Annotated in this window: 21 protein-coding genes and 1 other RNA gene; 12 read left to right on the top strand and 10 right to left on the bottom strand. The window is 66.6% G+C overall.

All coding sequences use genetic code 11. The annotated features are described in order from the left end of the window. Positions 1-112 precede the first annotated feature (112 nt). Positions 113-1,000, top strand: a complete 888-nt coding sequence (locus tag ACJ8FR_RS11655) for an outer membrane protein (RefSeq protein WP_407828786.1) — start codon at positions 113-115, stop codon at positions 998-1,000. A 59-nt stretch (positions 1,001-1,059) separates the two neighbouring features. Here ACJ8FR_RS11655 and ACJ8FR_RS11650 read toward each other — a convergent pair whose 3' ends face one another. Beyond that, positions 1,060-2,661 carry a lytic transglycosylase domain-containing protein gene (locus ACJ8FR_RS11650; protein ID WP_407828785.1) on the bottom strand — a complete coding sequence of 534 codons (1,602 nt, stop codon included), beginning with the start codon at positions 2,659-2,661 and terminating at the stop codon, positions 1,060-1,062. A gap of 206 nt (positions 2,662-2,867) precedes the next feature. Next, positions 2,868-3,602 (bottom strand): uracil-DNA glycosylase, encoded by a 735-nt coding sequence (locus ACJ8FR_RS11645; protein WP_407828784.1) that lies wholly within the window; start codon positions 3,600-3,602, stop codon positions 2,868-2,870. Positions 3,603-3,692: 90 nt separating this feature from the next. Between ACJ8FR_RS11645 and ACJ8FR_RS11640 the strand changes: the two genes are divergently transcribed. The 5 genes from ACJ8FR_RS11640 to ACJ8FR_RS11620 are packed head-to-tail and all read left to right on the top strand — an operon-like array spanning position 3,693 to position 10,336. Then, entirely contained in the window at positions 3,693-5,342 is a 1,650-nt protein-coding gene (locus ACJ8FR_RS11640; RefSeq protein WP_407828783.1) for a 4Fe-4S dicluster domain-containing protein, read from the top strand. Between the two features lie 28 nt (positions 5,343-5,370). After that, positions 5,371-6,993, top strand: coding sequence for a tetratricopeptide repeat protein (locus ACJ8FR_RS11635; protein ID WP_407828782.1), 1,623 nt, complete (start codon positions 5,371-5,373; stop codon positions 6,991-6,993). Then, complete coding sequence (locus tag ACJ8FR_RS11630; RefSeq protein WP_407828781.1) at positions 6,990-7,802, top strand: 4-(cytidine 5'-diphospho)-2-C-methyl-D-erythritol kinase; 813 nt, start codon at positions 6,990-6,992, stop codon at positions 7,800-7,802. The genes ACJ8FR_RS11635 and ACJ8FR_RS11630 overlap by 4 nt, the downstream gene beginning before the upstream one ends. Before the next feature lie 9 nt (positions 7,803-7,811). Continuing rightward, complete coding sequence (locus ACJ8FR_RS11625; RefSeq protein ID WP_407828780.1) at positions 7,812-9,170, top strand: NAD(P)H-hydrate dehydratase; 1,359 nt, start codon at positions 7,812-7,814, stop codon at positions 9,168-9,170. Beyond that, positions 9,167-10,336: a class I SAM-dependent RNA methyltransferase gene (locus tag ACJ8FR_RS11620; protein WP_407828779.1), complete on the top strand. Its 1,170-nt coding sequence runs from the start codon at positions 9,167-9,169 to the stop codon at positions 10,334-10,336. The genes ACJ8FR_RS11625 and ACJ8FR_RS11620 overlap by 4 nt, the downstream gene beginning before the upstream one ends. Here the strand turns inward: ACJ8FR_RS11620 and ACJ8FR_RS11615 are convergent. From ACJ8FR_RS11615 to ACJ8FR_RS11600, 4 genes are all read right to left on the bottom strand, one after another. Beyond that, positions 10,326-10,778, bottom strand: a complete 453-nt coding sequence (locus tag ACJ8FR_RS11615) for an MAPEG family protein (protein ID WP_407828778.1) — start codon at positions 10,776-10,778, stop codon at positions 10,326-10,328. The two genes, ACJ8FR_RS11620 and ACJ8FR_RS11615, sit on opposite strands and share 11 nt — an antisense overlap. 139 nt (positions 10,779-10,917) lie before the next feature. Beyond that, on the bottom strand, positions 10,918-11,232 hold the full coding sequence (locus tag ACJ8FR_RS11610; protein ID WP_407828777.1) for a hypothetical protein: 315 nt from the start codon (positions 11,230-11,232) through the stop codon (positions 10,918-10,920). A gap of 124 nt (positions 11,233-11,356) precedes the next feature. Continuing rightward, positions 11,357-12,415, bottom strand: coding sequence for a 1,9-bis(guanidino)-5-aza-nonane synthase (locus tag ACJ8FR_RS11605; protein WP_407828776.1), 1,059 nt, complete (start codon positions 12,413-12,415; stop codon positions 11,357-11,359). A 96-nt stretch (positions 12,416-12,511) separates the two neighbouring features. Beyond that, complete coding sequence (locus ACJ8FR_RS11600; RefSeq protein ID WP_407828775.1) at positions 12,512-13,741, bottom strand: type III PLP-dependent enzyme; 1,230 nt, start codon at positions 13,739-13,741, stop codon at positions 12,512-12,514. Between the two features lie 207 nt (positions 13,742-13,948). Here ACJ8FR_RS11600 and ACJ8FR_RS11595 point away from each other — a divergent pair, with 207 nt between their 5' ends. After that, positions 13,949-14,887: a threonine/serine dehydratase gene (locus ACJ8FR_RS11595; protein WP_407828774.1), complete on the top strand. Its 939-nt coding sequence runs from the start codon at positions 13,949-13,951 to the stop codon at positions 14,885-14,887. On the opposite strand, the gene ACJ8FR_RS11590 is transcribed toward ACJ8FR_RS11595, so the two are convergent. Then, positions 14,884-15,138 (bottom strand): hypothetical protein, encoded by a 255-nt coding sequence (locus tag ACJ8FR_RS11590; protein ID WP_407828773.1) that lies wholly within the window; start codon positions 15,136-15,138, stop codon positions 14,884-14,886. The two genes, ACJ8FR_RS11595 and ACJ8FR_RS11590, sit on opposite strands and share 4 nt — an antisense overlap. Before the next feature lie 52 nt (positions 15,139-15,190). Here ACJ8FR_RS11590 and ACJ8FR_RS11585 point away from each other — a divergent pair, with 52 nt between their 5' ends. Beyond that, on the top strand, positions 15,191-15,358 hold the full coding sequence (locus ACJ8FR_RS11585) for a hypothetical protein (RefSeq protein ID WP_407828772.1): 168 nt from the start codon (positions 15,191-15,193) through the stop codon (positions 15,356-15,358). On the opposite strand, the gene ACJ8FR_RS11580 is transcribed toward ACJ8FR_RS11585, so the two are convergent. Next, positions 15,330-16,013, bottom strand: a complete 684-nt coding sequence (locus ACJ8FR_RS11580; RefSeq protein WP_407828771.1) for an alpha/beta hydrolase — start codon at positions 16,011-16,013, stop codon at positions 15,330-15,332. The genes ACJ8FR_RS11585 and ACJ8FR_RS11580 overlap by 29 nt on opposite strands. A gap of 98 nt (positions 16,014-16,111) precedes the next feature. On the opposite strand from ACJ8FR_RS11580, the gene ACJ8FR_RS11575 reads away from it, so the two are divergent. From ACJ8FR_RS11575 to ACJ8FR_RS11565, 3 genes are read left to right on the top strand one after another with little or no spacing between them, the layout of a single operon-like run. Further along, complete coding sequence (locus ACJ8FR_RS11575) at positions 16,112-17,194, top strand: cysteine desulfurase family protein (protein ID WP_407828770.1); 1,083 nt, start codon at positions 16,112-16,114, stop codon at positions 17,192-17,194. Beyond that, on the top strand, positions 17,191-18,309 hold the full coding sequence (locus ACJ8FR_RS11570) for a cysteine desulfurase family protein (RefSeq protein WP_407828769.1): 1,119 nt from the start codon (positions 17,191-17,193) through the stop codon (positions 18,307-18,309). The genes ACJ8FR_RS11575 and ACJ8FR_RS11570 overlap by 4 nt, the downstream gene beginning before the upstream one ends. Then, complete coding sequence (locus tag ACJ8FR_RS11565; RefSeq protein WP_407828768.1) at positions 18,306-18,641, top strand: 2Fe-2S iron-sulfur cluster-binding protein; 336 nt, start codon at positions 18,306-18,308, stop codon at positions 18,639-18,641. Before ACJ8FR_RS11570 ends, ACJ8FR_RS11565 begins: the two co-directional genes overlap by 4 nt. Here the strand turns inward: ACJ8FR_RS11565 and ACJ8FR_RS11560 are convergent. Next, positions 18,638-19,324, bottom strand: coding sequence for an EF-hand domain-containing protein (locus ACJ8FR_RS11560; RefSeq protein WP_407828767.1), 687 nt, complete (start codon positions 19,322-19,324; stop codon positions 18,638-18,640). The two genes, ACJ8FR_RS11565 and ACJ8FR_RS11560, sit on opposite strands and share 4 nt — an antisense overlap. Positions 19,325-19,380: 56 nt before the next feature. Further along, the gene (locus ACJ8FR_RS11555; protein ID WP_407828766.1) at positions 19,381-20,211 is read right to left on the bottom strand and encodes an EF-hand domain-containing protein; all 831 of its coding nucleotides are present in this window, start codon (positions 20,209-20,211) and stop codon (positions 19,381-19,383) included. Between the two features lie 90 nt (positions 20,212-20,301). Between ACJ8FR_RS11555 and ffs the strand changes: the two genes are divergently transcribed. Further along, an RNA gene (gene ffs, locus ACJ8FR_RS11550) (signal recognition particle sRNA small type) lies at positions 20,302-20,396 on the top strand. Positions 20,397-20,431: the final 35 nt, after the last annotated feature.

The raw sequence follows: 20,431 nt of genomic DNA, 5'->3' as shown, positions 1-20,431 counted from the left end.
CGACGAACCGAGACGGCTGAAGCATTCGTAATGTTCGATTCATCTGGGAGCCAGCTTCGACCCCCCACTGCCGCGCGCAACAGGGGCTCATAGAAGCCAAAGGGAATCATCCATGAAAATCTATCTACTGGCGGCGGCCGCGACGGCGGCGGCATTCGCGACGCCCGCCTATGCTGGAGCTGACGGTCCCTACGTCGGGATCGAAGGCGGCGTGGCACTGCCCCAAACCACCGATCTCGACGTCATCCTCAACAATACGAGCGTGACACCGAATACCTCGACGACTGAGGTCAATGGCTACAGCGTCAAGTCGAAGACCGGCTACGACGTGGACTTGCTGGCGGGATACAAGCTGGGACTGCTGCGGATCGAGGCCGAAGGCGGGCATCAGCGGGGGAGTGTCAAAAGCCTGACAGTTTCCGCGCCGCTGCTGACCGATGTCGGCACCGCCTCGGGGACGGCCGTCACCGCGGCGAACTTTCCCGTCGGAAATCATATCGGCGTTACCAAGTTGATGGCCAATGCGCTGCTCGACAGCGACTTCGGGTCGGGCTCGCGATTTGGCGGCTATATCGGGGGCGGCGCCGGCCGTGCATGGACCAGCTACACGGGCAGCAACGCCAGCGCCTGGGCGTACCAGGGCATTGCCGGGCTTCGTTACGCGCTTACGCCGAACCTCGATGCCGGGGTGAAGTACGAATATTTCCGGACCGCCAAGCTCAACTTCGGGGATGCGTTCGCGGTGAACGGAACCAACTTCACCACCAATGCGAGCGGGCACTTCGGCTCCAGCAATGTCCTCGCGAGCCTGGTCTACAACTTCAACTCGCGTGAGGCTGCGGCACCGCCGCCACCGCCTCCGCCGCCTCCGCCACCCGCGGCGCCGGCGACACAGACCTGCCCCGACGGCAGCGTGATCGACGCGACGGCGGCCTGTCCGGCACCGCCGCCACCGCCACCGCCACCGCCGCCGCCCGCACAGCGCGGCGAGCGCGGCTAAGCGCCCGAGTTTCGGCCTTAGTAAAGAGCCTCCCGGGCCGCGGGGTCCGGGGGGCTTTTTTAGTGGTTGAGCGCCGTCATAGTGGTTGGGAAGGTCGGCCAGCGATGCTCGGCCATCGCGTGCAGCGTCGTGCGATCCTCGTTGTTGAGGCCCTCGTAGACCCACATGTTCCGAAGCACCGCGGGCACGTAGTAGCGCGTCTCCCAGTAAGGGATGGATTCAATCCACAACAAGGGATCGCCCTTGTCGTTGATCCCGGCCCAACGCGCGACCGGCAGCGGCCCGGCATTGTAGGACGCGATCACCCGGGGCAGCTGCCCCGCCGTCGCGGACGAACCGCGCATCGTCTCGATGAAGCTCTGGCCGAATTCCAGGTTGAACCGCGGATCCGTAAGGTTGGCGCGCGAATAAGCCACGCCGCGGCTGTTCGCCATCTGCTGCGCGGTAATCGGCAGCACCTGCATCAAGCCGACCGCGCCGGCGCTGCTGACCGCGGTCGGCCGGAACGCCGATTCCTGGACGATGTGTCCGAAGGCGAGCGCCGGATCGACCCGCCAGCCATTGAGCGGGGTCCAGTGGGGATTGGGATAACGGTCCGACGAATCCGAACGCGCGCCCCACTGGCCGTTATTGGCGAGCCACAGCTGCGCGGCAGGGAGATCGAGGTGCTTGGCGAGCTGGATCAACGCATGATGCTCGGACGGCACGCAGATCCTGGCCTGGTGCCGGAGCATCTGCTCGGCCAGCGCCGGTTCGCCAATCTTGGCCAGCTCGACCGCGCGCTGGACGTTGGGCAGGTTCTCGACCGGCGGGTCGCTGCCGATGAACGGGTCGACCGTAAGCCTGGTCGGCAAGCCGAGCGTCTCGCGCGCGACGAGGCCGTAGAAGCTTTCCGTGGCTTCGGCGGTATTGGCTGCGGCTTTCAGAAGCCTGGCGACGGATCCGGGTCGCCCGGCGGCCTGCTCGGCACGCGCGGCCCAATAATAGCCGCCGGCGCGAAGCTCGCGTTGCTGGGCGAGCTGCGCCACCCGCTGGAAGGTGGAGGAGGCCGCATTCCAGTCCGCGAGGCGCCATGAGGCAAGCGCCGACACCCAGGCCGCCTGGCTCGCCCATTCGCCAGCCGCTCCCTGGCGCCAGGTATCGGCGACCCGGCGCGCGTCCATATCCTGGCCCATCACGTAATACACGAACGCGACGCGGGTCGCCGCCTCGGCCCGCGCCTCGCCCGACAGCTGGGGCGCGTAGAGGATCAGCTGTCCTTCCGCGCCGGCGGCATCGTCGGCCTTGACGAGCGGATCGAGAACGGCCCGCAGCTGGTCGGCATAGGGCTCGCCCTGGACGGGTTTGGCCTTGTAGCGGATCGGCGCCGAGCCGATGCTGTAGATCGGCCTGTCGCCAATGATCGAGGGCGGGGTCAGCGCGCCGCGCCTGATCGCCATGTTCGCGAGCTGCTCGGCCTGAGGCAGCTCGGGCGCCTCGGCAATCAGGGCCTCGAGCGAGCCGAGGTCGACGACCGGTGATCCCCTGGCGGTGTAAAGCTCTGCCTTGGCGACCGGCGTTAGAACGCTCCTCGGCAAAGCGGCGATGCCGGCCTGGGCCGACGCCCAATTGCCGGCATCGATCGCGTCGAACACGCCGCGCCAGTCCTTGGGTACGGTCACCGGCCTGGGGAGGTTTTGAGAGACGATAACGGGGCTTTGAGCGGCGGGAACTGTTGGCTGCGGCAGATCTGCGGTCGGAGGAGCGGGCAAGCTTCGTTGGGCCGGCGGCGGGGCGTTTACCGGCAAAGGCGCAAGCGGGTCAGGCGAGCTCTGCGCGAATAAGGGCGCGGCCCAGACAAGACTCCCGAATGCGAGCAGGCCACACTTCACGATTCGTCCTCCATCAAAAGCAGCAAGTCCTTCCATGCCAAGGATTTGTTTGAGGGCCGATTAATCAGCGACCGCGGGTGGAAGGTGGCGACCGTGCGCACGCCTTCGATCTTGTGGACGTGAGCGCGCGCCTGGACCAGGGGCTTGCCGAGCAGCGCCTGTGCCGGTCCGTCGCCGAGCAGCAGCAGGCGCTTCGGCGCGGCAAGCTTGATGTGCTTGCGGGCAATTTCCGCGCATTCGTCGCGCTCGGCGGGCGACATTTTCGAACCGGGCAGGTGAAGGCAGGAGAGCGAGGCGCTGTAGGCCTGCTCCACGGGAATCTTGATTGCTGCGAGCATTCGCTTGGTCAGTTCCCAGGCGTCGCCGCCGATCGGCTGGCCGGCGGCCGAATCCTCGAAGGTGGGCGAGTCGCTGAGCAGCATGATCGCAGCATCTTCGGGCCCGTGGGGCATGATCCGCTTCGCCGTTGCCGAGACCAGCGGCAGCTGCATGCTGCTCGACAGCCAGCCTTGAAGTTCCGCGAGCGTCTCGTGAGCCGGTTGAACGATGTTCGCGGGCTTCACTTCGGCCAGCGTGGCTGGCAGATTCGGCGGCGGCGAATGCAGCCAGTCGCGGGAATCCTCCTGGACCAGCACATCGACGCCCGCGTCGAGCCACCAGGTCAATGCGCTGCGCGCCTCGGCAATGCCGATCGGATTCGCCTGCCCGCCCACGTCTACTCCCTTGGCCATACCTCGCGCGGCATTGACGGCGCGGTCAAGGAATTGGCAGGGCATTTGAGTCGAATTGTGTTCCGGCCGCGACAGGACGAAGGGAAGGGGATGAGCCAGCGCGAATCCATGGCCTATGACGTGGTGATCGTCGGGGGTGGGCCAGCGGGGCTTTCCGCGGCGATCCGGCTCAAGCAACTGGCGGCGGCTGCCGAGCGCGAGCTTAACGTCTGCATCCTCGAGAAAGGCAGCGAGGTCGGCGCGCACATTCTGTCGGGCGCGGTGATCGACCCGATTGCGCTCAACGAGCTGATCCCGGACTGGAAGGACAAAGGCGCGCCGCTGACGGTGCCCGTCACCGAAAATCATCACTGGGTGCTAACCGGGAAGAGCAAATTCTCGATCCCCGAAATGCTGATGCCGCCGTTGATGCGCAACCGCGGCACCTACACGCTGAGCCTCGGAAACTTCTGCCGCTGGCTGCAGGGCCAGGCCGAGGAGCTTGGAGTCGAGATCTTCCCGGGCTTTCCCGCGGCCGAGATCCTGTTCAACGAGGATGGATCGGTGAGGGGCGTGGCGACCGGCGACATGGGCATTGCGCGCGACGGCAGCCACCGCCCCGACTACCAGCCCGGCATGGAGTTGCACGCCCGCTACACCTTTTTCGCCGAGGGCGCGCGCGGCCATCTGACCAAAAGACTGACCGAGATCTTCGGCCTGCGCGATCAAAGCGGCCCACAGGTATTTGGCATCGGAATCAAGGAATTATGGGACATTCCTGCGGATAAGCATAAGCCAGGGCGAGTGATCCACACGCAGGGTTGGCCGCTTAAGGACGCGTGGGGCGGAGGCTTCCTCTATCACCAGGAGAACAACCAGGTCGCGCTCGGTTTCGTCGTCGCGCTCGATTATTCGAACCCCTATTTGTCGCCGTTCGACGAGATGCAACGGTGGAAGATGCATCCGGCGGTCCGCGCAGAGATCGAGGGGGGCCGACGCGTCTCCTATGGCGCGCGGGCGATCAACGAGGGCGGCTACCAGGCCATCCCCAAGCTCGTCTTTCCCGGCGGAGCACTGATCGGTTGCTCGGCGGGGTTCTTGAACGTGCCCAGGATCAAGGGCACGCACACGGCGATGAAGTCGGCGATGCTCGCCGCCGAAGCGGCGTTCCAGGCTATTGGAGCCGACCGCCGCGGCGACACGCTCGATGCGTACGAGATCAATCTTCGGTCGAGCTGGATCGTCAAAGAGCTGAAGAAGGTCCGCAACGCCCAGCCGGCCGTCGCGCATTGGAGCGGGACTTTAGGAACACTCTACGCCGGGCTCGACATGTGGCTGAACCAGCTCGGGATTGGCGTTCCGTGGACGCTCAAGCACAAGCCCGACAACGAGCGGCTCAAGTGCAAGGACCAGGTGCGGCCGGTCGACTATCCCAAGCCGGATGGCGTGCTGACATTCGACCGCTTGTCCTCGGTGTTCATCTCGAACACCAATCACGAGGAAGACCAGCCGGTTCATCTGACGCTCAAGGACGCCGACATACCGACGGCGATCAACCTGCCGGTATATGCTGGACCCGAACAGCGTTATTGTCCCGCGGGGGTGTACGAATTCGTCGATGGCGAGAATGGTGAACCGAAGCTTCAGATCAACGCCCAGAATTGCGTCCACTGCAAGACATGCGACATCAAGGATCCGACCCAGAATATCAACTGGGTCACCCCAGAAGGCGGCGGAGGCCCCAATTACCCGAACATGTAGACTTCCTGGTTGCGCGGCCGTTGCGGCCTTGGCGCTGAGCTCGTCGCCGGCGCTGGCGCGGCTCAGCCTGTCCGATGCGGCGCGCACCTATGTCGAGGCGCGGGCAGCGTCGATGAGCGGCGATCATGCGCGGGCGGCGCAGCTGCTGGCCGCGCTGGCGCAGGCGCAGCCGGATCAGTCGGACATTGCGCGCAAGGCGCTGAGCGAGGCGATCGGCGCCGGCCAGATGGATTTGGCGCTCGGCCTCGCGCGCAACGTGCCCGCGACCAAGCTGCCGGTCGATGCGCGGCTGCTGCTCGCCACGGAGCAAATCCGGCGGCGCCACCCCGAGCGGGCGCTGCCGTGGCTCGCGGCGAGTGGCGAAACCGGCGACCTGTCGTTCCTCACTCCACTGATCAACGCCTGGGCGGCAGCGGACCGCGGCAACGAGCAGCAGGCGCTCGCGGCGTTCGACCAGATTCCGGCAACCAGCCTGCTCGCGCCGATCAATGCAGAGGAACGGGCGTTCATCCTGCTGAAGTTCCGGCGAACCGCCGAGGCTGAGCCGCTCGCGCGGCAGGCGGTGGGCCGCGCAGGCGCGCGCGAGACGCGGCTCCGGCTCGCCTTCGCGGACGGATTCCTGGCAGCAGGCGACCGGCCACGCGCGTTGATGATCGTCGAGGGAATGGGCGTGGGCGAAGCCGCGGCGCGACAGCGCATCGCCGCCGGCAAGCTGAGCGGCCAGGGCATCGATAATCTCCCGGAGGCGCTGAGCGAGGTGCTGATGGCGTTTGTCGGCGATCTGCTGCGACTGCAGCGGGGAACGCCTCCGATCGGGCTGGTGCAGGTCGCGCGCTACGCCAACCCCCAGAACAGCAGCGCGACCGCTCTGCTCGCTCTTTTGCTTGCCGGGCAGAGCCGGAGCAACGAGGCACTGGCCCTACTGCGTTCGGTTTCCCCCAGCGACGCGTTGATTTCGCAAGTCCGCGACGTCCAGACCCGCATTCTTCGCGACAACAAGAATTTCAACGAAGCCTACCAGGTCGCCGCGAGCGCGGCCGCGGCCCCAAACGCCGACGTCAGCGACCTTTCGCGGCTCGGCGAAGTGCTGGAATCGATGAAGCGGCACAACGAAGCCGCCGACGCCTACGGTCGTGCGATCGCCTTTGCGCAGGCGCAGAAGCTCGATAGCCAATTGTGGTCGCTGCTGCTGCTGCGGGCGAGCGCGCTCGAGGAGGCCAAGCGCTGGCCCGAAGCACGGGCGTCGCTCCAGCAGGCGCTCGCGCTCGCGCCCGACCAGCCGCTGCTGCTCAACTTCCTCGGCTACGCCAAGCTCGAGCGCGGCGAGGATGTGGACGCAGCCGAAGCAATGATCCGCAAGGCCAGCGAGCTTGCGCCTGACGAGGGGTCGATCACCGATTCGCTGGGCTGGGCCCAGTTCAAGCGCGGCAAGGTTGGCGAGGCGATCGTGACGCTTCAGCACGCCGCCGAAAAGGATCCGGCGGAGGCCGAGATCCAGGAGCATCTGGGCGACGCGCTGTACCGCTCGGGCCGCCGCTACGAGGCGCGATACGCTTGGAATGCATCGCTGGTGACGGCGGAGGACGAGACCGCCGCGCGGGTCAAGGCCAAGCTGGCGGGCGGGCTGACTCCGGCCAACGCCGCGCCTTGACGACGCCAGCCCGCGAGATCGCGCCGGCGAAGCTCAATCTCGCGCTGCACGTCAGAGGCAAGCGGCCCGACGGCTGCCATGCGATCGAGACGGTGTTTGCATTCTGCACCGATGGCGACGGGCTCAGCGCGGCATCCGCCGATACCATTTCGCTCGAGGTCACCGGGCCCTTCGCCGGCGGGCTCGGCAACCGTGAAGAGAATCTGGTGGTGAAAGCCGCGCGGGCGCTTGCCGCGGCGGCAGCTTGCGAGCGTGGCGCCGCGCTCACGCTCGACAAACGCTTGCCGATTGCTTCGGGGATCGGCGGCGGATCGGCCGATGCGGCGGCGGCGCTGAGGTTGCTGACGTCGTTGTGGCAGATCGATCCGAAGCACGCGCAGGAGGTCGCGCCGGAACTCGGCAGCGACGTGCCTGCGTGCTTGCTGAGCGTACCGATGCGGGGCGAAGGGGCGGGCGACAAGCTTACTCCGATCGATCTGTCGCATGGCTCCGGGGCACCCGTGCTGCTGGTGAACCCTCGCGTGCAGCTGTCGACGGCCGATGTGTTCGGTCGCTGGGATGGAGAGGACTTCGGGCCGCTCGGAGGGTGGCGCGAAGGGCGCAACGATCTCGAGACGCCGGCAATCGCGCTGGTGCCGCAGATCGAAGCGGTGCTGGCGTGGTTGGGGACGCGGCCCGGGGCGAGCTTCGTGCGCATGTCGGGCTCGGGCGCGACCTGCTTCGCGCTGTTCGACGATGAGGGAGCGTGCGACGCGGCGGCATACGCGGTGCCGCGCGAATGGTGGCATCTGGCGACGTTCCTGCGCTAGGTGCGCGGGATGAACCGCCGCCCGATCCTCACCGCGCATGCGATGCGCGCCGCCGAGCAGGCGGCAATCGATGCCGGCACGAGCGTCGAGCAGCTAATGGAGCGGGCAGGGGCGGGGCTGGCGGAGGCGGCTTATCGGTTCGCGGGGCCCAAGCCCGCGCTGATCCTGTGCGGACCGGGGAATAACGGCGGCGATGGCTATGTCGCGGCGCGCCACCTCGCCGAGCGCGGCGTTTCGGTCCGCGTCGCCGCTTTGTCCGAGCCCAAGAGCGAGTCGGCGAAATCGGCGCGGGCACAGTGGACAGGCGAGGTGGAGCAGCTGTCCGCCGACACCGGAGGATGGCCGCTGTTGATCGATGCGCTGTTCGGGACAGGCCTGACGCGCGGTCTCGACGAATCCGTGAGCCTGCTCTTGTCCGAGCTGGTGCACGAGGCGGCCGTGGCGATCGCCTGCGACCTGCCGAGCGGGGTCGAGACGGACTCGGGCGCGTTGCTCAACCCGCTGCACGATTACGACATGACGGTGACCTTCGGCGCCCTGAAGCCGGCGCATTTGCTCCATCCGGCGATGCACAAATGCGGTCGGATCGTGCTCGCCGACATCGGAATTGCGGCGTCGACCGAGTGGCACGAGATCGCACCGCCTGGGCTTCCGCCGCTCGATCCGGGCGGGCACAAGTACGACCGCGGGCTGGTCCACGCGCTTGCCGGCGCGATGCCAGGAGCGATCGCGCTTGCCGCCAAGGCAGCGGCGAGGGCAGGGGCGGGCTATGTTCGGGTCAGCACCTCGCGGCCGATCGACGGACTCCCAGCGGCGGTGGTCCAGATCGACACGGCGCCGGTGAATGACGAGCGCATCGGCTGCCTGCTGGTCGGTCCCGGGCTTGGCGATGCGCCGCAGGTGCTGACGCTCGCGCTGACGTCGAGCGCGCCCAAGGTGATCGATGCCGACGGCATCACCCATCTGGGCGAGCCGGAGCGGCTGAAGGGCCAGGATACGATCCTCACGCCGCACGAGGGCGAATTCAGGAACTTGTTCGGCGAGATCGCGGGGACCAAGCCGGAGCGCGCGATTGAGGCCGCGCGGCGTTCGGGCGCGGTCGTGGTTTACAAGGGCCCGGACACGCTCGTCGCGGCGCCTGATGGGCGGATCGGGTTCGCGCCACGAGCACATCCGTGGCTGGCGAGCGCGGGGACCGGCGACGTGCTCGCCGGCTTGATCGCCGCGATGCGGGCGCGCGGATTGTCCGCGTTCGAGGCGGCGTGCGCCGGCGTGTGGCTGCACGGCCGCGCTGCTGAGATTGCCGGGCCGCAGCTGATCGCCGACGATCTCACCGACGCGATCCCCGCGGCCATCGCCGCCTTGTGAACGAGCTCGTCGTTCGTATTGCCGCGCGCGGGGACGGGGTCACGGAAAGCGGGCGCCACGTGCCCTTCGGCGTCCCCGGCGACGCGTTACTCGACGATGGCGCGCTCGCCTACGGCCCGCATCATCAGGAGCCGCCGTGCCGGCATTTCCCCGAATGCGGCGGGTGCCAGCTCCAGCATGCGGATGACGAGGCGTACCGCGGCTATCTCGTGTCGCGGATCGAGACGGCGCTGCAGCAGCATGGGCTCACGACCCAGATCCGCGAGCCGCATCTGTCGCCGCCATGCAGCCGGCGGCGCGCGACCCTCAAGGCGCTAAAGGCCGGTTCGGGCGTACTGGTCGGCTTCAACGCCGAAATGTCGCACCGCATCGTCGACATGCATGAGTGCCACATCCTAAGGCCCGAGCTGTTCGCTCTGGTCGCGCCACTGCGGAACCTGCTCGCCGCGATGCTTCAGCCCAAGCGCATCGGCGAAATCCAGCTGACGCTGATCGATGGCGGCGTCGACATGCGAATCAAGGGGGTTCCCGCCGGCAGGCTCGCGGAGATCGAGCAGTTGACGTCGTTCGCAACCGCGCACGACCTGGCGCGGCTCAGCGTCGACCGCGGTCTCGGGCCGGAGGCGCTGTTCGAGCCGCAGCCGGCGAGCGTGACCTTGTCGGGCGTACGGGTCGGCTTTCCGCAAGGCGCATTCCTGCAACCGACCGAGGATGGCGAGGCCGAGCTGATCCTGAGCGTCCAGGAAGCGGTCGGCGGCGTGGCTGCGGTCGCCGATTTGTTCGCCGGGCTCGGCACATTCGCGCTGTCGACGAGCGCGATCTATGCCGCCGAAGCCTCGCGCGACGCGGCGGGGGCACTGAAGCGCGCCGCACCGGCCACGACCATCGAGCACCGCGATCTGTATCGCCGCCCGCTGGACACCAGCGAGCTCAAGCGGTTCGAGAGCGTCGTCCTCGACCCGCCGCGAGCCGGCGCCGCCGAACAGGTCGCCGAGCTTGCTTCCTCAACAGTGGCGCGCGTCGCCTACGTCAGCTGCAACCCGGCGACCTTTGCCCGTGATGCCAGGTCCCTGACCGACGGCGGTTATCGGCTCGACTGGGTCCAACCCGTCGGACAGTTCCGCTGGTCGACCCATGTCGAGCTCGCGGCCGCCTTCAGCCGATAATGCCGCAATCGTGCAGGATCCTCAGGCCCGCGTGCGTCGTCAGGCCGATCAGGCACAGGCTCGCGAGCAGGAAGATCGGGAAGCGGATCGCAACGATGTTGATCGTCGCCTGCACCAGGCTGTGGAGGATTCGGAAGCCGACATAACCCCACGCCAGCCAGTAATTGATGCCGCCCCCGAAATTCATCAGCGCGAGAGTTAGCGCGATCGCATAGAAAATCGTCGGCTGCTCCATCAAGTGAATGTAGTTGTGGGACTTCCACTGCGCGTGCGGGTCCGCGCGGCCTTCGAGGTCGGCTCCGCGCGAGCCGGGCGGAATGTTCGAAAGTGTGATTCCCAAACGCCTGAACTCGGCAAAGCGAGTAATGGCCATCCACAGCATGACGAGAATCGTCCACGCGACGAGCGCCACGACCGGCGCCAGTATCGGACTGTACTGCATGAGCGGTCTCCCCCGAGTGAGGGGGAGGAGGGTGCGTCAGTTTGTTACGCTTGGCAATCGTCCGTGGCGCCGCTTGCGATTCGGCTGGCTGGGCTGCGCCGACTCAGGTCAGCCCGAGCCAAACGGTTGGGCGACCGATCTACCAGGGCCAGCGGACGCCATAGCCGTAGGTTGAATAACCGTACGGATTGTAACCGGAGGAGTACGGTGAATATCCGTACCCCGGATACGAATAGCCGTAGCTCGGGTAGGAATAATTGTAGCTCGGATAGGCGTAACTGTAGGTCCGGTAGGCGGGGCGGCGATAGGCGTAGCTGGAGTATGCGTAACGGTAAGGCGCGTAACGGTAACCGTAGCTGTAATAGCGATGATGATGATGGCGGTGGCGTGCGTCGGCGGGCGTGGCGATCAGCGCGCTCGCTCCCGCCGCCAGCAGAATCAATGTCTTCGACATCGGATAACCTCCATGGGCGTCCTAACGGGCACTCCCTGTCGGCGGTTACAACGTCACATCGGCCTTCGTGTTGCATCGACGCGCCGAACTGAGCCGCGCCGAAGCCCGAGCGTCAGCCTATCCTTCAATCGAACAGCTTGGCGAAGCGGCGCTTCGCCCGGTTGCGCCAGGCGCCGCGGTGCCACGCGTCGCTCGCCAGCAGCGGCAGCACCGAGGTGGCCTCGGCGAACACCATTTGCTCCATCGCCGTCGAGACCTTGCCCCAACTAGCCGCCTCCTGAAGAGTCGAGGAGGAGCAGGCGCCGTCGCGCACGTCTGCGACAGTGATCTGCACCGCATATTTGTGCACTTCGACGTCGTCGTGCCCGAGGATCTCGGCGCAGACGACCGTGTCCTGGGTGAAGTTCTTCGGCACGCCGCCGCCGATCATCAGCAGGCCGGTGGTGCCGGCCTTGATCTTGATGTCGGTGAGCTCGCGGAAGTCGGCAATCGCGTCGAGCACCATGTACGGATTGCCTGCTTTCATCCGCTCGACCTGATGCTTGACGAGGCCGAAGCCCGCCGAGCTGTCCACGAACGCAGGGCAGAAGATCGGCACATCATGCTCGTAGGCGAGCTGGACCAGGCTGCCGGGCTTCTTGGCGTTGCCCTCGCTCAGCCACTTGCCCATTTCGCGAATGAAGGCGCGGCTGCTGTACGGCCGCGGCTCGAGGCTGTCGGCGATCGCGCCGATCGTATGGTCGCAATCCTGCAGCTGCTCTTCATCGATGTACGTGTCGTAAATGCGGTCGATATAGAGCGACCGCAGCGTATCATCGTCAGGGACTTCAGTGGCTTGGTAGTGTTTGTGGCCAAGCGCTTCGAAGAAATCCATGTCGACGATGGAAGCGCCGGTGGCGACGATCGCATCGACCATATTGGAGCGGACCAGCTCGGCATAGAGGTCCATACAGCCGCCGGCCGAGGTCGAGCCGGCGATGACCAGGATGATTGAGCAGCTCTGGTCCTCGAGCATCGTGTTGTAGATCTTCGTTGCCCGCGACAGGTCGCGGCTGGTGAAGCTCATCTTGCCCATCGCGTCGACGATCGGGCGCGCGTCATACTTGGTGATGTCGATATGCTCGACCGGGGTCGCCAGCAGCTCGCGCTTGCGCGTGTCGTTGACCTTGGTTTCCTCGTTCATTTCATGCTCCAAATGCGGCCGGTGCCCCTGCGGAGGCAGGGGCCCAGACTCTTCTCTGTTGCGCTGGGCTCCGGCCTACGCCGGAGCACGATCAAATTACAGCTTCACGACGTTCGACCGAGTGGGTTCGGCGGCGCCGTAAAGGCTCGCCATCGGCTCGTCATCGACGATCGCCGAGTCGGTTACGCCGAAGCCGTTGAACTGAGTGCGCATCGCGCAGCCATAGGCACCGAGCATGCCGACCTCGATATAGTCGCCGGCGCCGACGTCTGCGGGCAGCTCGAACGGTCCAGCCATGCGGTCGAGGTCGTCGCAGGTCGGGCCGTAGAAGCTGAAGTTCATCGGGCGAACGTGCGAGTCCTCGGCCCGGACAAGCCGCACCGGATAGCGCCAGCCGATGTGCGCGGCGTCGAACAGGGCGCCGTAAGCACCATCGTTGATGTAGAGCTCGTCGCCGCGGCGCTTCTCGACGCGGACGAGCACGCTCGCATATTCGGCGCACAGCGCCCGGCCGGGCTCGCACCACAATTCGGCCGAATAGCTGATCGGCAGCGCCTCGAACGCCTGGTGGATCACGGCGAAATAGGTTTCGAGCGGCGGCGGCTCCATGCCGGGATAGGACGAGGGGAAGCCTCCGCCGACATCGACGATGTCGACCGTGACCGCGGCCTCGACGATCGCGTCGCGGACGCGCGCCATCGCTTCGGCGAACGCTGCCGGAGTCATCGCCTGGCTGCCCACATGGAAGCAGATGCCGAGCGCATCGGCCGCCTGGCGGGCGGCGAACAGCAGGGTGGCGACATCGCGCGGGTCGGCGCCGAACTTCGATGCGAGGCTGAGCTTGGCGTGGTCCGAGCTTACGCGGATACGGACCAGCAGGTTGAGGTCGGTCGCGGGCACGCCGTCGGTGGCGGTCGCCCGAACGATCTTGTCGAGCTCCTCGATCGTATCCAGGCTGAACGTCTTCACGCCATGCTCGAAATAGGCCTCGCCGATCGCTTCCTCGGCCTTCACCGGGTGCATCAGGCAGATGACCGCCTCGGGCAGCGTTTCGTGGACCAGCCGGACCTCGCTGATCGAGGCCACGTCATAATGGGTGACGCCCGCGTCCCAGAGGATTTGCAGCAGGTCGGGCGACGGGTTCGCCTTGACCGCATAGAGCGAGCGCCCAGGGAACTTCTCGACGAAGAAGCGGGCGGCGCGACGCGCAGCGTGCGGACGAAGCAGTGTGACCGGCTGAACCGGTTTCAACATGGCGATAGCGGCAGCCCCCCGGCTGCCGGTCGGGGCGGACGCTAGCCCCAGCGCGCGATGATGCTTGTGCAACTCAAGGGACCTCCAACAGGCTTGTTCAACATAAAGCTGCCTTGCGGTTGGAAGTCCCATGGGGCAGCGGGAGCGCGATATATGAAGGGGATATCCTTAAGTAAAGGTTTTTTGGACCCGCATCGCCAATTCCCCGCTTTTTGTCATTCGTTTGCAACGCTTCGTCGAAAGGGTAGCAACATCAAACACTTAACCGAATCGACGAAAGTGAGTCGCGAGGACGTCCTCGGCGCCGCAGGGCGGATCGGCGAGCTCGTCCAGCACACCCCGTTGATCGAGAGCGAGGTCGCGGGCGTTCGCGTTTGGCTCAAGTGCGAATGCCTGCAGACCGGCGGCTCGTTCAAGCTGAGGGGCGCGACCAACCGGCTGCTCCAGCTGTCGCCGGAGGAGCGGGAACGCGGCGTCGTCGCCTTTTCATCGGGCAACCATGCGCGCGGCGTGGCGATAGCCGCGCGGCGGCTCGGCATTCGCGCGATCATCATCATGCCGGCGGACGCGCCCCAGGTGAAGATCGAAGGCACCCGCGGCGAGGGCGCCGAGATCATCTTCTACGACCGCCGAAACGAGAGCCGCGAGGCGATTGCGGCGCGCATCGCGGCCGAGACTAGGGCGACCGTCGTGCCGAGCTTCGACGATCCGGCGATCGTCGCCGGGCAGGGCACCGCGGGCCTCGAGATCGTCGAGCAGCTCGGCCGCGCGCCGGCGCGCATCGTCATTCCGTGCGGCGGCGGCGGCCTGGCGTCGGGAATCGCGCTCGCCGTGCCCGAGGCCGAGATCGTCGTCGTCGAGCCCGAAGGCTGGGACGACATGGGGCGCTCGCTCGAGCTTGGCGCGATCGTGCCCGTGGCGGCCGACGCGCCCGACACGTTCTGCGATGCGATCCAGACGCCGCTGGTGTCGCCGATCACCTTCGGCATCCTGCGCGAACGCCATGCCCGCGCCCTTTCCGTGAGCGATGCCGAAGTGGCCAAGGCCATTCGCTTTGCGTGGGAAAGGCATGACCTGGTGGTGGAACCGGGCGCGGCCGTCGCGCTCGCGGCGCTGATCGCAGGCAAGCTCGAGCCGAAAGAGGATACGGTCGTGGTCGTGTCTGGCGGGAATATCGATCCGGCGCTTCACGCGCGGATCATCGGCGAACGGGATTAGCCGACGCTGCGGGCCCGATATTCGCCTGGCTCGACGTGCGCGGGGCTGGAGCGCTCGACGGCCTTGGTCAGCTCCTCGAGCTCGGCGGCGAGCGTCTTCAATTCCGCCGCAAGGAAGCGCCGCTCATTCTCGGCAACCGATTCGGATGCGTCGATCAGCGTATCGAGCATCATCGCGATGCACGGCAGGATCGTCTCCTCGATCCGCTCGAACGCCTCGTCGAGGCGCGCCTGCTGGTCCACCTTCGGCATTGCCGCAATTTGACCGATGTTGGTTAAGTCTTGATGAAACTCGGCGCCGGAAATGGATAAATTCCCGTCAGTTGCGATGACCGCGGCGATGATTGCTGCGTTCGTGCTGCTTGGCGGCGGCCTCAGCCTCGTGCGTCGCGGTCAAACGCGGGTGCGCGGCGCGCTGATGATCGTCGCCGCGCTGGTGATCGTCACGAACGTGATGATCTGGACGGTATAGCCGGCTTGATCGGGTCGGTCGCGAGCCGCATGTCGAGATAATCGTCGACCGATTTCATCAGCAGGTCGAGCTCGTTCGCGAAGAAGTGGTTCGCGTTGGGAATGAGGTCGTGGTTGATGGTGATGTGCCGCTGCGTGCGGAGCTTGTCGACCAGCTTCTGCACCGCGCTCGGCGTGACCACCTCGTCCGCTTCGCCTTGGATGATGATGCCCGATGAGGGGCAGGGGGCGAGGAAGCTGAAGTCGTACATGTTGGCCGGCGGCGCGATCGAGATGAAGCCGCGGATCTCGGGGCGCCGCATCAGCAGCTGCATCCCGATCCAGGCGCCGAAGCTGACGCCCGCGACCCAGGTCGTCTCGGCCTCGGGGTGGATCGACTGCACCCAGTCGAGCGCGGACGCGGCGTCGGACAGCTCGCCGATGCCGTTGTCGAACACGCCCTGGCTCTTGTTGACGCCGCGGAAATTGAACCGGAGCGTCGCGAAGCCGCGCCTGACGAAGGTTTGATAGAGCAGTTGGACGATCTTGTTGTTCATCGTGCCGCCGGCCTGCGGGTGCGAGTGCAGGATCAGTGCGACCGGTGCGCGCGGACGAGTGCCGGGATGAAAACGTCCTTCGAGGCGCCCCTCCGGGCCGGGGAAAATGACTTCGGGCATGTGCTCGCTTATGAAGGTGCTGCTCGCGGGTGCGCGGCAGCGTCGGCTCCTATATAGGGCTGGGCATTCAGGTGGCAATTGGCAGGAATTCGGCTGTTTTGAGCTCAGCGGAGCGCCTTTACCTCGACCATGCGGCGACGACGCCGATCCTGCCCGAGGCTCGAGCGGCTGTCGCCGCCGCGATGGAGCACTGGGCCAATCCGAGCTCACCGCATGCCGACGGCCGCGCCGCGCGCGCCGCGTTCGAAGGCGCGCGCCGCTCGATCGCGGACGCGCTCGCCTGGCGTCATGACGTCATCCTCACCTCCGGCGCCAGCGAAGCGGTGCAGATCGCCGCAGCGCGGGCCAGGGCGGAAAGGCGGATTGTCGGACCGACCGAGCACGACGTGGTGATTGCCGCCATGGGCGAGCAGGCCACCATGTTGCCCGTCGACGGGAACGGCCTGATCGACGTCGCCGCGCTCCGGGCCGAGCTCGTAAAGGGGCCGGCGCTGGTCGCGATTCAGCTCGTCAACAATGAGACGGGCGTCGTTCAGCCGATTGAGCACATTCAGGAGGTGGTTCGCGAGGCCGGCGCGTTGCTGCTCGCCGATTGCGCGCAGGGCGCCGGCAAGACCGCGCTTCCGGAAGCGGATTTCATCGCGGTCTCGGCGCACAAGCTCGGCGGGCCGCCGGGTGTCGGAGCGTTGCTCGTCCGCGACCTCGCAACGCTTCAGCCGAGCGGCGGGCAAGAACGCGGCTATCGGCGCGGGACCGAGAATTGGCCGGCGGTTGCGGGGATGGCGGCGGCGCTCTCGTCGCATACCTTCGCTGACGCGCTGCCGAGGCTGGTGTTGCTGCGCGCGATGCTCGAGCAGGAGATTAGAAGCGCGGGGGGGATCGTCATCGGCAGCGAGGCGCCGCGGATCGCGACGATCGGCGCTTATGCGATGCCCGGTGTCGCGAGCGCGAGCCAGCTGGTCCAGCTCGACCTGGCCGGTATCTCGGTGTCGGCGGGCAGCGCCTGTTCGTCGGGAAGCATGAAGCCGAGCCGGGTCCTCGCCGCGATGGGCATCCCTGAAAATATTGCCGGATCGGTGATCCGCGTCAGCTTCGGCCCGACGACCAGCGAAGCGGACATCGAACGATTTACCACGGAGTGGCGTCGGATCGGGTCGCTGGCGAAAGCCGAGGCGGCATGATCTACCTCGATTACCAGGCGACCACGCCAGTCGCGCCGGAAGTCGCCAAAACGATGCAGCCGTGGATCGAGGAAAAATACGCCAACCCGCATTCGCCTTCGCGTTGGGGCAACGAGGCCGAAGCGGCGATCGAGGTTGCGCGCAAGCAGGTCGAGAAGGCGCTCGGGGCGAAGGGCGGAAGCCTGGCCTTCACCGGCAGCGCCACCGAAGCGATCAACTGGGCGCTCAAGGGCACGGTCGAGAAAGCGCCGAAGGGCAGGAACCGAATCATCACGGTCGCGACCGAGCATGCGGCCGTCCTCGACACGTGCGAGTGGCTCGCCGGACGCGGAGTCGACCTCACGGTCCTTCCGGTGCTTCTCGACGGGTGTCTCGATCTCGACCTGTTCGAGCGGGAGCTGGACGAACGCGTGCTGCTTGTCGCGGTCATGATGGTCAACAACGAGATCGGGGTCAGGCATCCGGTGAGCGCGATCTCTGACATGGTTCACAAGGCCGGAGCCCTGATGATGTCCGATGCCGTCCAGGCATTCGGCCGCGTCGACGTATGCAAGGGACCCGACCTGATCGCCATTTCCGCGCACAAGATCCATGGACCGAAGGGCATCGGCGCGCTGTGGATGCGAAAGGGCAGTGAGCCCGCGCCGTTGATACATGGCGGCGGGCAGGAGCAGGGGCTGCGCTCCGGCACGCTGTCGCCGATGCTGTGCGTCGGCTTCGGCGCGGCGGCCAGGCTCGCCGACGAGCGTTGCACGCTCGACTACGACCATGTCCAAAAGCTGTGGAACGCCGCCGTTCATGCGCTGGGCCCCGGCTGGATCGTCAACGGAAGCGTTGGCCACCGCTACAAAGGCAATCTCAACATTCGGCGCGAAGGCGTTGATGCGGCTCGGCTTATTGCGGATCTGCGCGATGTTGCCTTCTCGCTCGGCAGCGCCTGCGCCAGCGGCTCCGGACGGCCGAGCCATGTGCTTCGCGCGCTCGGGCTCGACTATCGCGCGGCGCGCTCGTCGATCCGGCTCGGCTTCGGCCGCTATACGACGCAGCAAGAGCTGGTCGATGCGTGCCGGCGGATCGCGGCGCATGCGGTCGCGCAGGAGAAACTCGACGCGTGACCCTGGTGCGTTTCTTCAAGGCTGACGGAACCCTCGACAAAGAAGTGGACGCGGCGCCGGGTCAGCGGCTGCTCGACGTCGCCTGGACGGCGGGTCAGCCGCTCGAAGGCGCCTGCGAGGGCGTTATGGCCTGTTCGACCTGCCACGTGATCGTGGAAGCGGAGGATTTCGAGCGGCTCCCGCCGGCCAGCGACGAGGAGGAGGATCTGCTCGACCTCGCGGCGCACGCGACGCACACTTCGCGTCTCGCCTGCCAGATCATCCTGACCGAGAACATGAAGTCCTTGACTGTGCGGGTGCCGCCAGAGGCGCGCAACTGGATGGGGCGCTAGCGGTCGAGGGGAACCGGCACGGCGACCCGCGGGTCGACCGACTCCTTCTGGCGCTTGCGTTGGTGCAGGGTGCCAAGCACGATCGTCCACTTTGCCTGAAGCGCATCGAGCGTGAGTGCTCCGCGACGGTCCGAGTCGAGTAACTGGAAACGCGCCAGGGCCGCCTGTTGGAACTCGGTGCGGGAAATGGTGCGGTTGAAGTCGGCGTCCGCCGCGGCAACTGGTTCGGGCATGTTGAGCAACCCGTACCGCGCTGCGCCTTGAAGGCCGGACAGCGAGTCAGGCTCACCGTCGCCACGGCGGTAGCGCCGATCTTTCGCAAGCTGTTCGCCGTCTTCAGCGGCCTTTGCTGGCGCAGCTTCCCCGGGACGGCGCCTGAGTCGCGAACTGAGCTGGATGTCGGGCGCGAGCTCCCATTCGTAGTGGATCAGCTCTTCCGGTCCGATCTCGCCGTCTCCGTCGCTGTCGAGCGTGGCGAAGAAGCGATCGGCGTCGGCCTGCATTTCGCCGGGGGTGATTTGCCCATCATGATTGCGGTCGGCCTGGTCGAACCAGCGGGCGAGCGTGTCGTCGGTCGCGGTGCGCGCGCGGAACGGTTCGCCCATCGGGCTGATGAACGGAGCCCAGGCGTGTCCGACGACGTTGATCGGCCGCTCGGCCGGCGCTGCTGCAACGAGCAACACGGGCAGACACCTTACGAAAAGGCCCGCGCAGTGGGCGCGCCAATCGATGGTTGAGGTCATTTGTAGGCTGGTGGTTGGTAGGACTGGCTGTCGTCACTCGGTGGCGGCGACCCCGGTGTCACGTTCCGATTGGGCTGCGCCGCCGGTGCAGGGCGGACACTCGCTAGCGCCGGAAGGGTCAAATAGCCGTGATGATCGAGGTCGAGCGCGATGAAGCGTTGCGCTGCCGCCTGCCTGAACTCCGATAGCGAGACGCCGCGGTTGAAGTCGGCATCGGCCGAAACGACGGGCTCGGGAAGGTCGAGCAGGCCATAGCGACTGGCGCCCTGGTGGCTCTCGTCGCCGCCCCGGGCGTGGAAGCTCCCGCGGTGACCACCGCCGCCGCCGCCTCTGCCGTCGCCCCCGCCCGGACGATGACCGCCTCCGCCGCCACCGCGATGACCGCCGCCGCCATATCCGCCGCGTCCGCCGCGCTCGCCTTCGCCGCTGCTCTCGGGCGCCGGTCCGAGATCCATTGCGAAGCCGCCGCCGCTCCGGATCTCGGGTGCGATGACTTCTTCGTAGCGACTTATATCGTCGGGATCGATTTCGCCGTCGTGATTGACGTCGAGAAGCGCAAAGAAGCGCTCGGCATCGCCCTGCATCTCATCGAGGGTCAATCGGCCGTCATGGTTGCGGTCGGCTTGCGCGAACCAATCGGCGAGGCCGTCATCGCTGCGGTCGCGAGGCCGGAACGGCTCGCCCATTGGGCTGATGAACAGACGCCCGCCATGGCGCGAGGCGAAGGGAGGGACGGGCGGCGGAGCGGGGGCCGTTGCGGGCGCCTGGGCGGCGCTCGATGCGAGCATGAGCAGGAAGGGGACCATCACCATCTCCAAGTCAAGCATTGCGGCGGCTTGCTGGGAAGTGAATGGCACATGAAATCGTGCGGACGTCGCCTCAACTTGCATGGCGGAGGGCCATCGCCCATATGCGCGACTGGAAGTCGGCGGACGGCGCTGTCGCCAACCTGGTCAGATCCGGAAGGAAGCAGCCACAACGATTTCGTGCCGGGTCGTCGGCTTCCACCGCTCGCATTGGCGAGCCTCTCCCCCTAAACCGCTGTTG

It is taken from the genome of Sphingomonas sp. (assembly GCF_045810705.1).
Taxonomy (GTDB): Bacteria; Pseudomonadota; Alphaproteobacteria; order Sphingomonadales; family Sphingomonadaceae; genus Sphingomicrobium.
The sequence above is the reverse complement of the archived record's forward strand: the minus strand, read 5'-3'. Positions and strand labels throughout refer to the sequence as shown.

What these genes read in the sequence shown, in the direction of transcription:
- ACJ8FR_RS11655 (WP_407828786.1), top strand. Translation starts at nt 113, where the DNA reads ATGAAAATCTATCTACTGGCGGCGGCCGCGACGGCGGCGGCATTCGCG.
- ACJ8FR_RS11645 (WP_407828784.1), bottom strand. Translation starts at nt 3,602, where the DNA reads ATGGCCAAGGGAGTAGACGTGGGCGGGCAGGCGAATCCGATCGGCATT.
- ACJ8FR_RS11640 (WP_407828783.1), top strand. Translation starts at nt 3,693, where the DNA reads ATGAGCCAGCGCGAATCCATGGCCTATGACGTGGTGATCGTCGGGGGT.
- ACJ8FR_RS11625 (WP_407828780.1), top strand. Translation starts at nt 7,812, where the DNA reads ATGAACCGCCGCCCGATCCTCACCGCGCATGCGATGCGCGCCGCCGAG.
- ACJ8FR_RS11615 (WP_407828778.1), bottom strand. Translation starts at nt 10,778, where the DNA reads ATGCAGTACAGTCCGATACTGGCGCCGGTCGTGGCGCTCGTCGCGTGG.
- ACJ8FR_RS11610 (WP_407828777.1), bottom strand. Translation starts at nt 11,232, where the DNA reads ATGTCGAAGACATTGATTCTGCTGGCGGCGGGAGCGAGCGCGCTGATC.
- ACJ8FR_RS11605 (WP_407828776.1), bottom strand. Translation starts at nt 12,415, where the DNA reads ATGAACGAGGAAACCAAGGTCAACGACACGCGCAAGCGCGAGCTGCTG.
- ACJ8FR_RS11590 (WP_407828773.1), bottom strand. Translation starts at nt 15,138, where the DNA reads ATGCCGAAGGTGGACCAGCAGGCGCGCCTCGACGAGGCGTTCGAGCGG.
- ACJ8FR_RS11585 (WP_407828772.1), top strand. Translation starts at nt 15,191, where the DNA reads ATGGATAAATTCCCGTCAGTTGCGATGACCGCGGCGATGATTGCTGCG.
- ACJ8FR_RS11580 (WP_407828771.1), bottom strand. Translation starts at nt 16,013, where the DNA reads ATGCCCGAAGTCATTTTCCCCGGCCCGGAGGGGCGCCTCGAAGGACGT.
- ACJ8FR_RS11570 (WP_407828769.1), top strand. Translation starts at nt 17,191, where the DNA reads ATGATCTACCTCGATTACCAGGCGACCACGCCAGTCGCGCCGGAAGTC.
- ACJ8FR_RS11555 (WP_407828766.1), bottom strand. Translation starts at nt 20,211, where the DNA reads ATGCTTGACTTGGAGATGGTGATGGTCCCCTTCCTGCTCATGCTCGCA.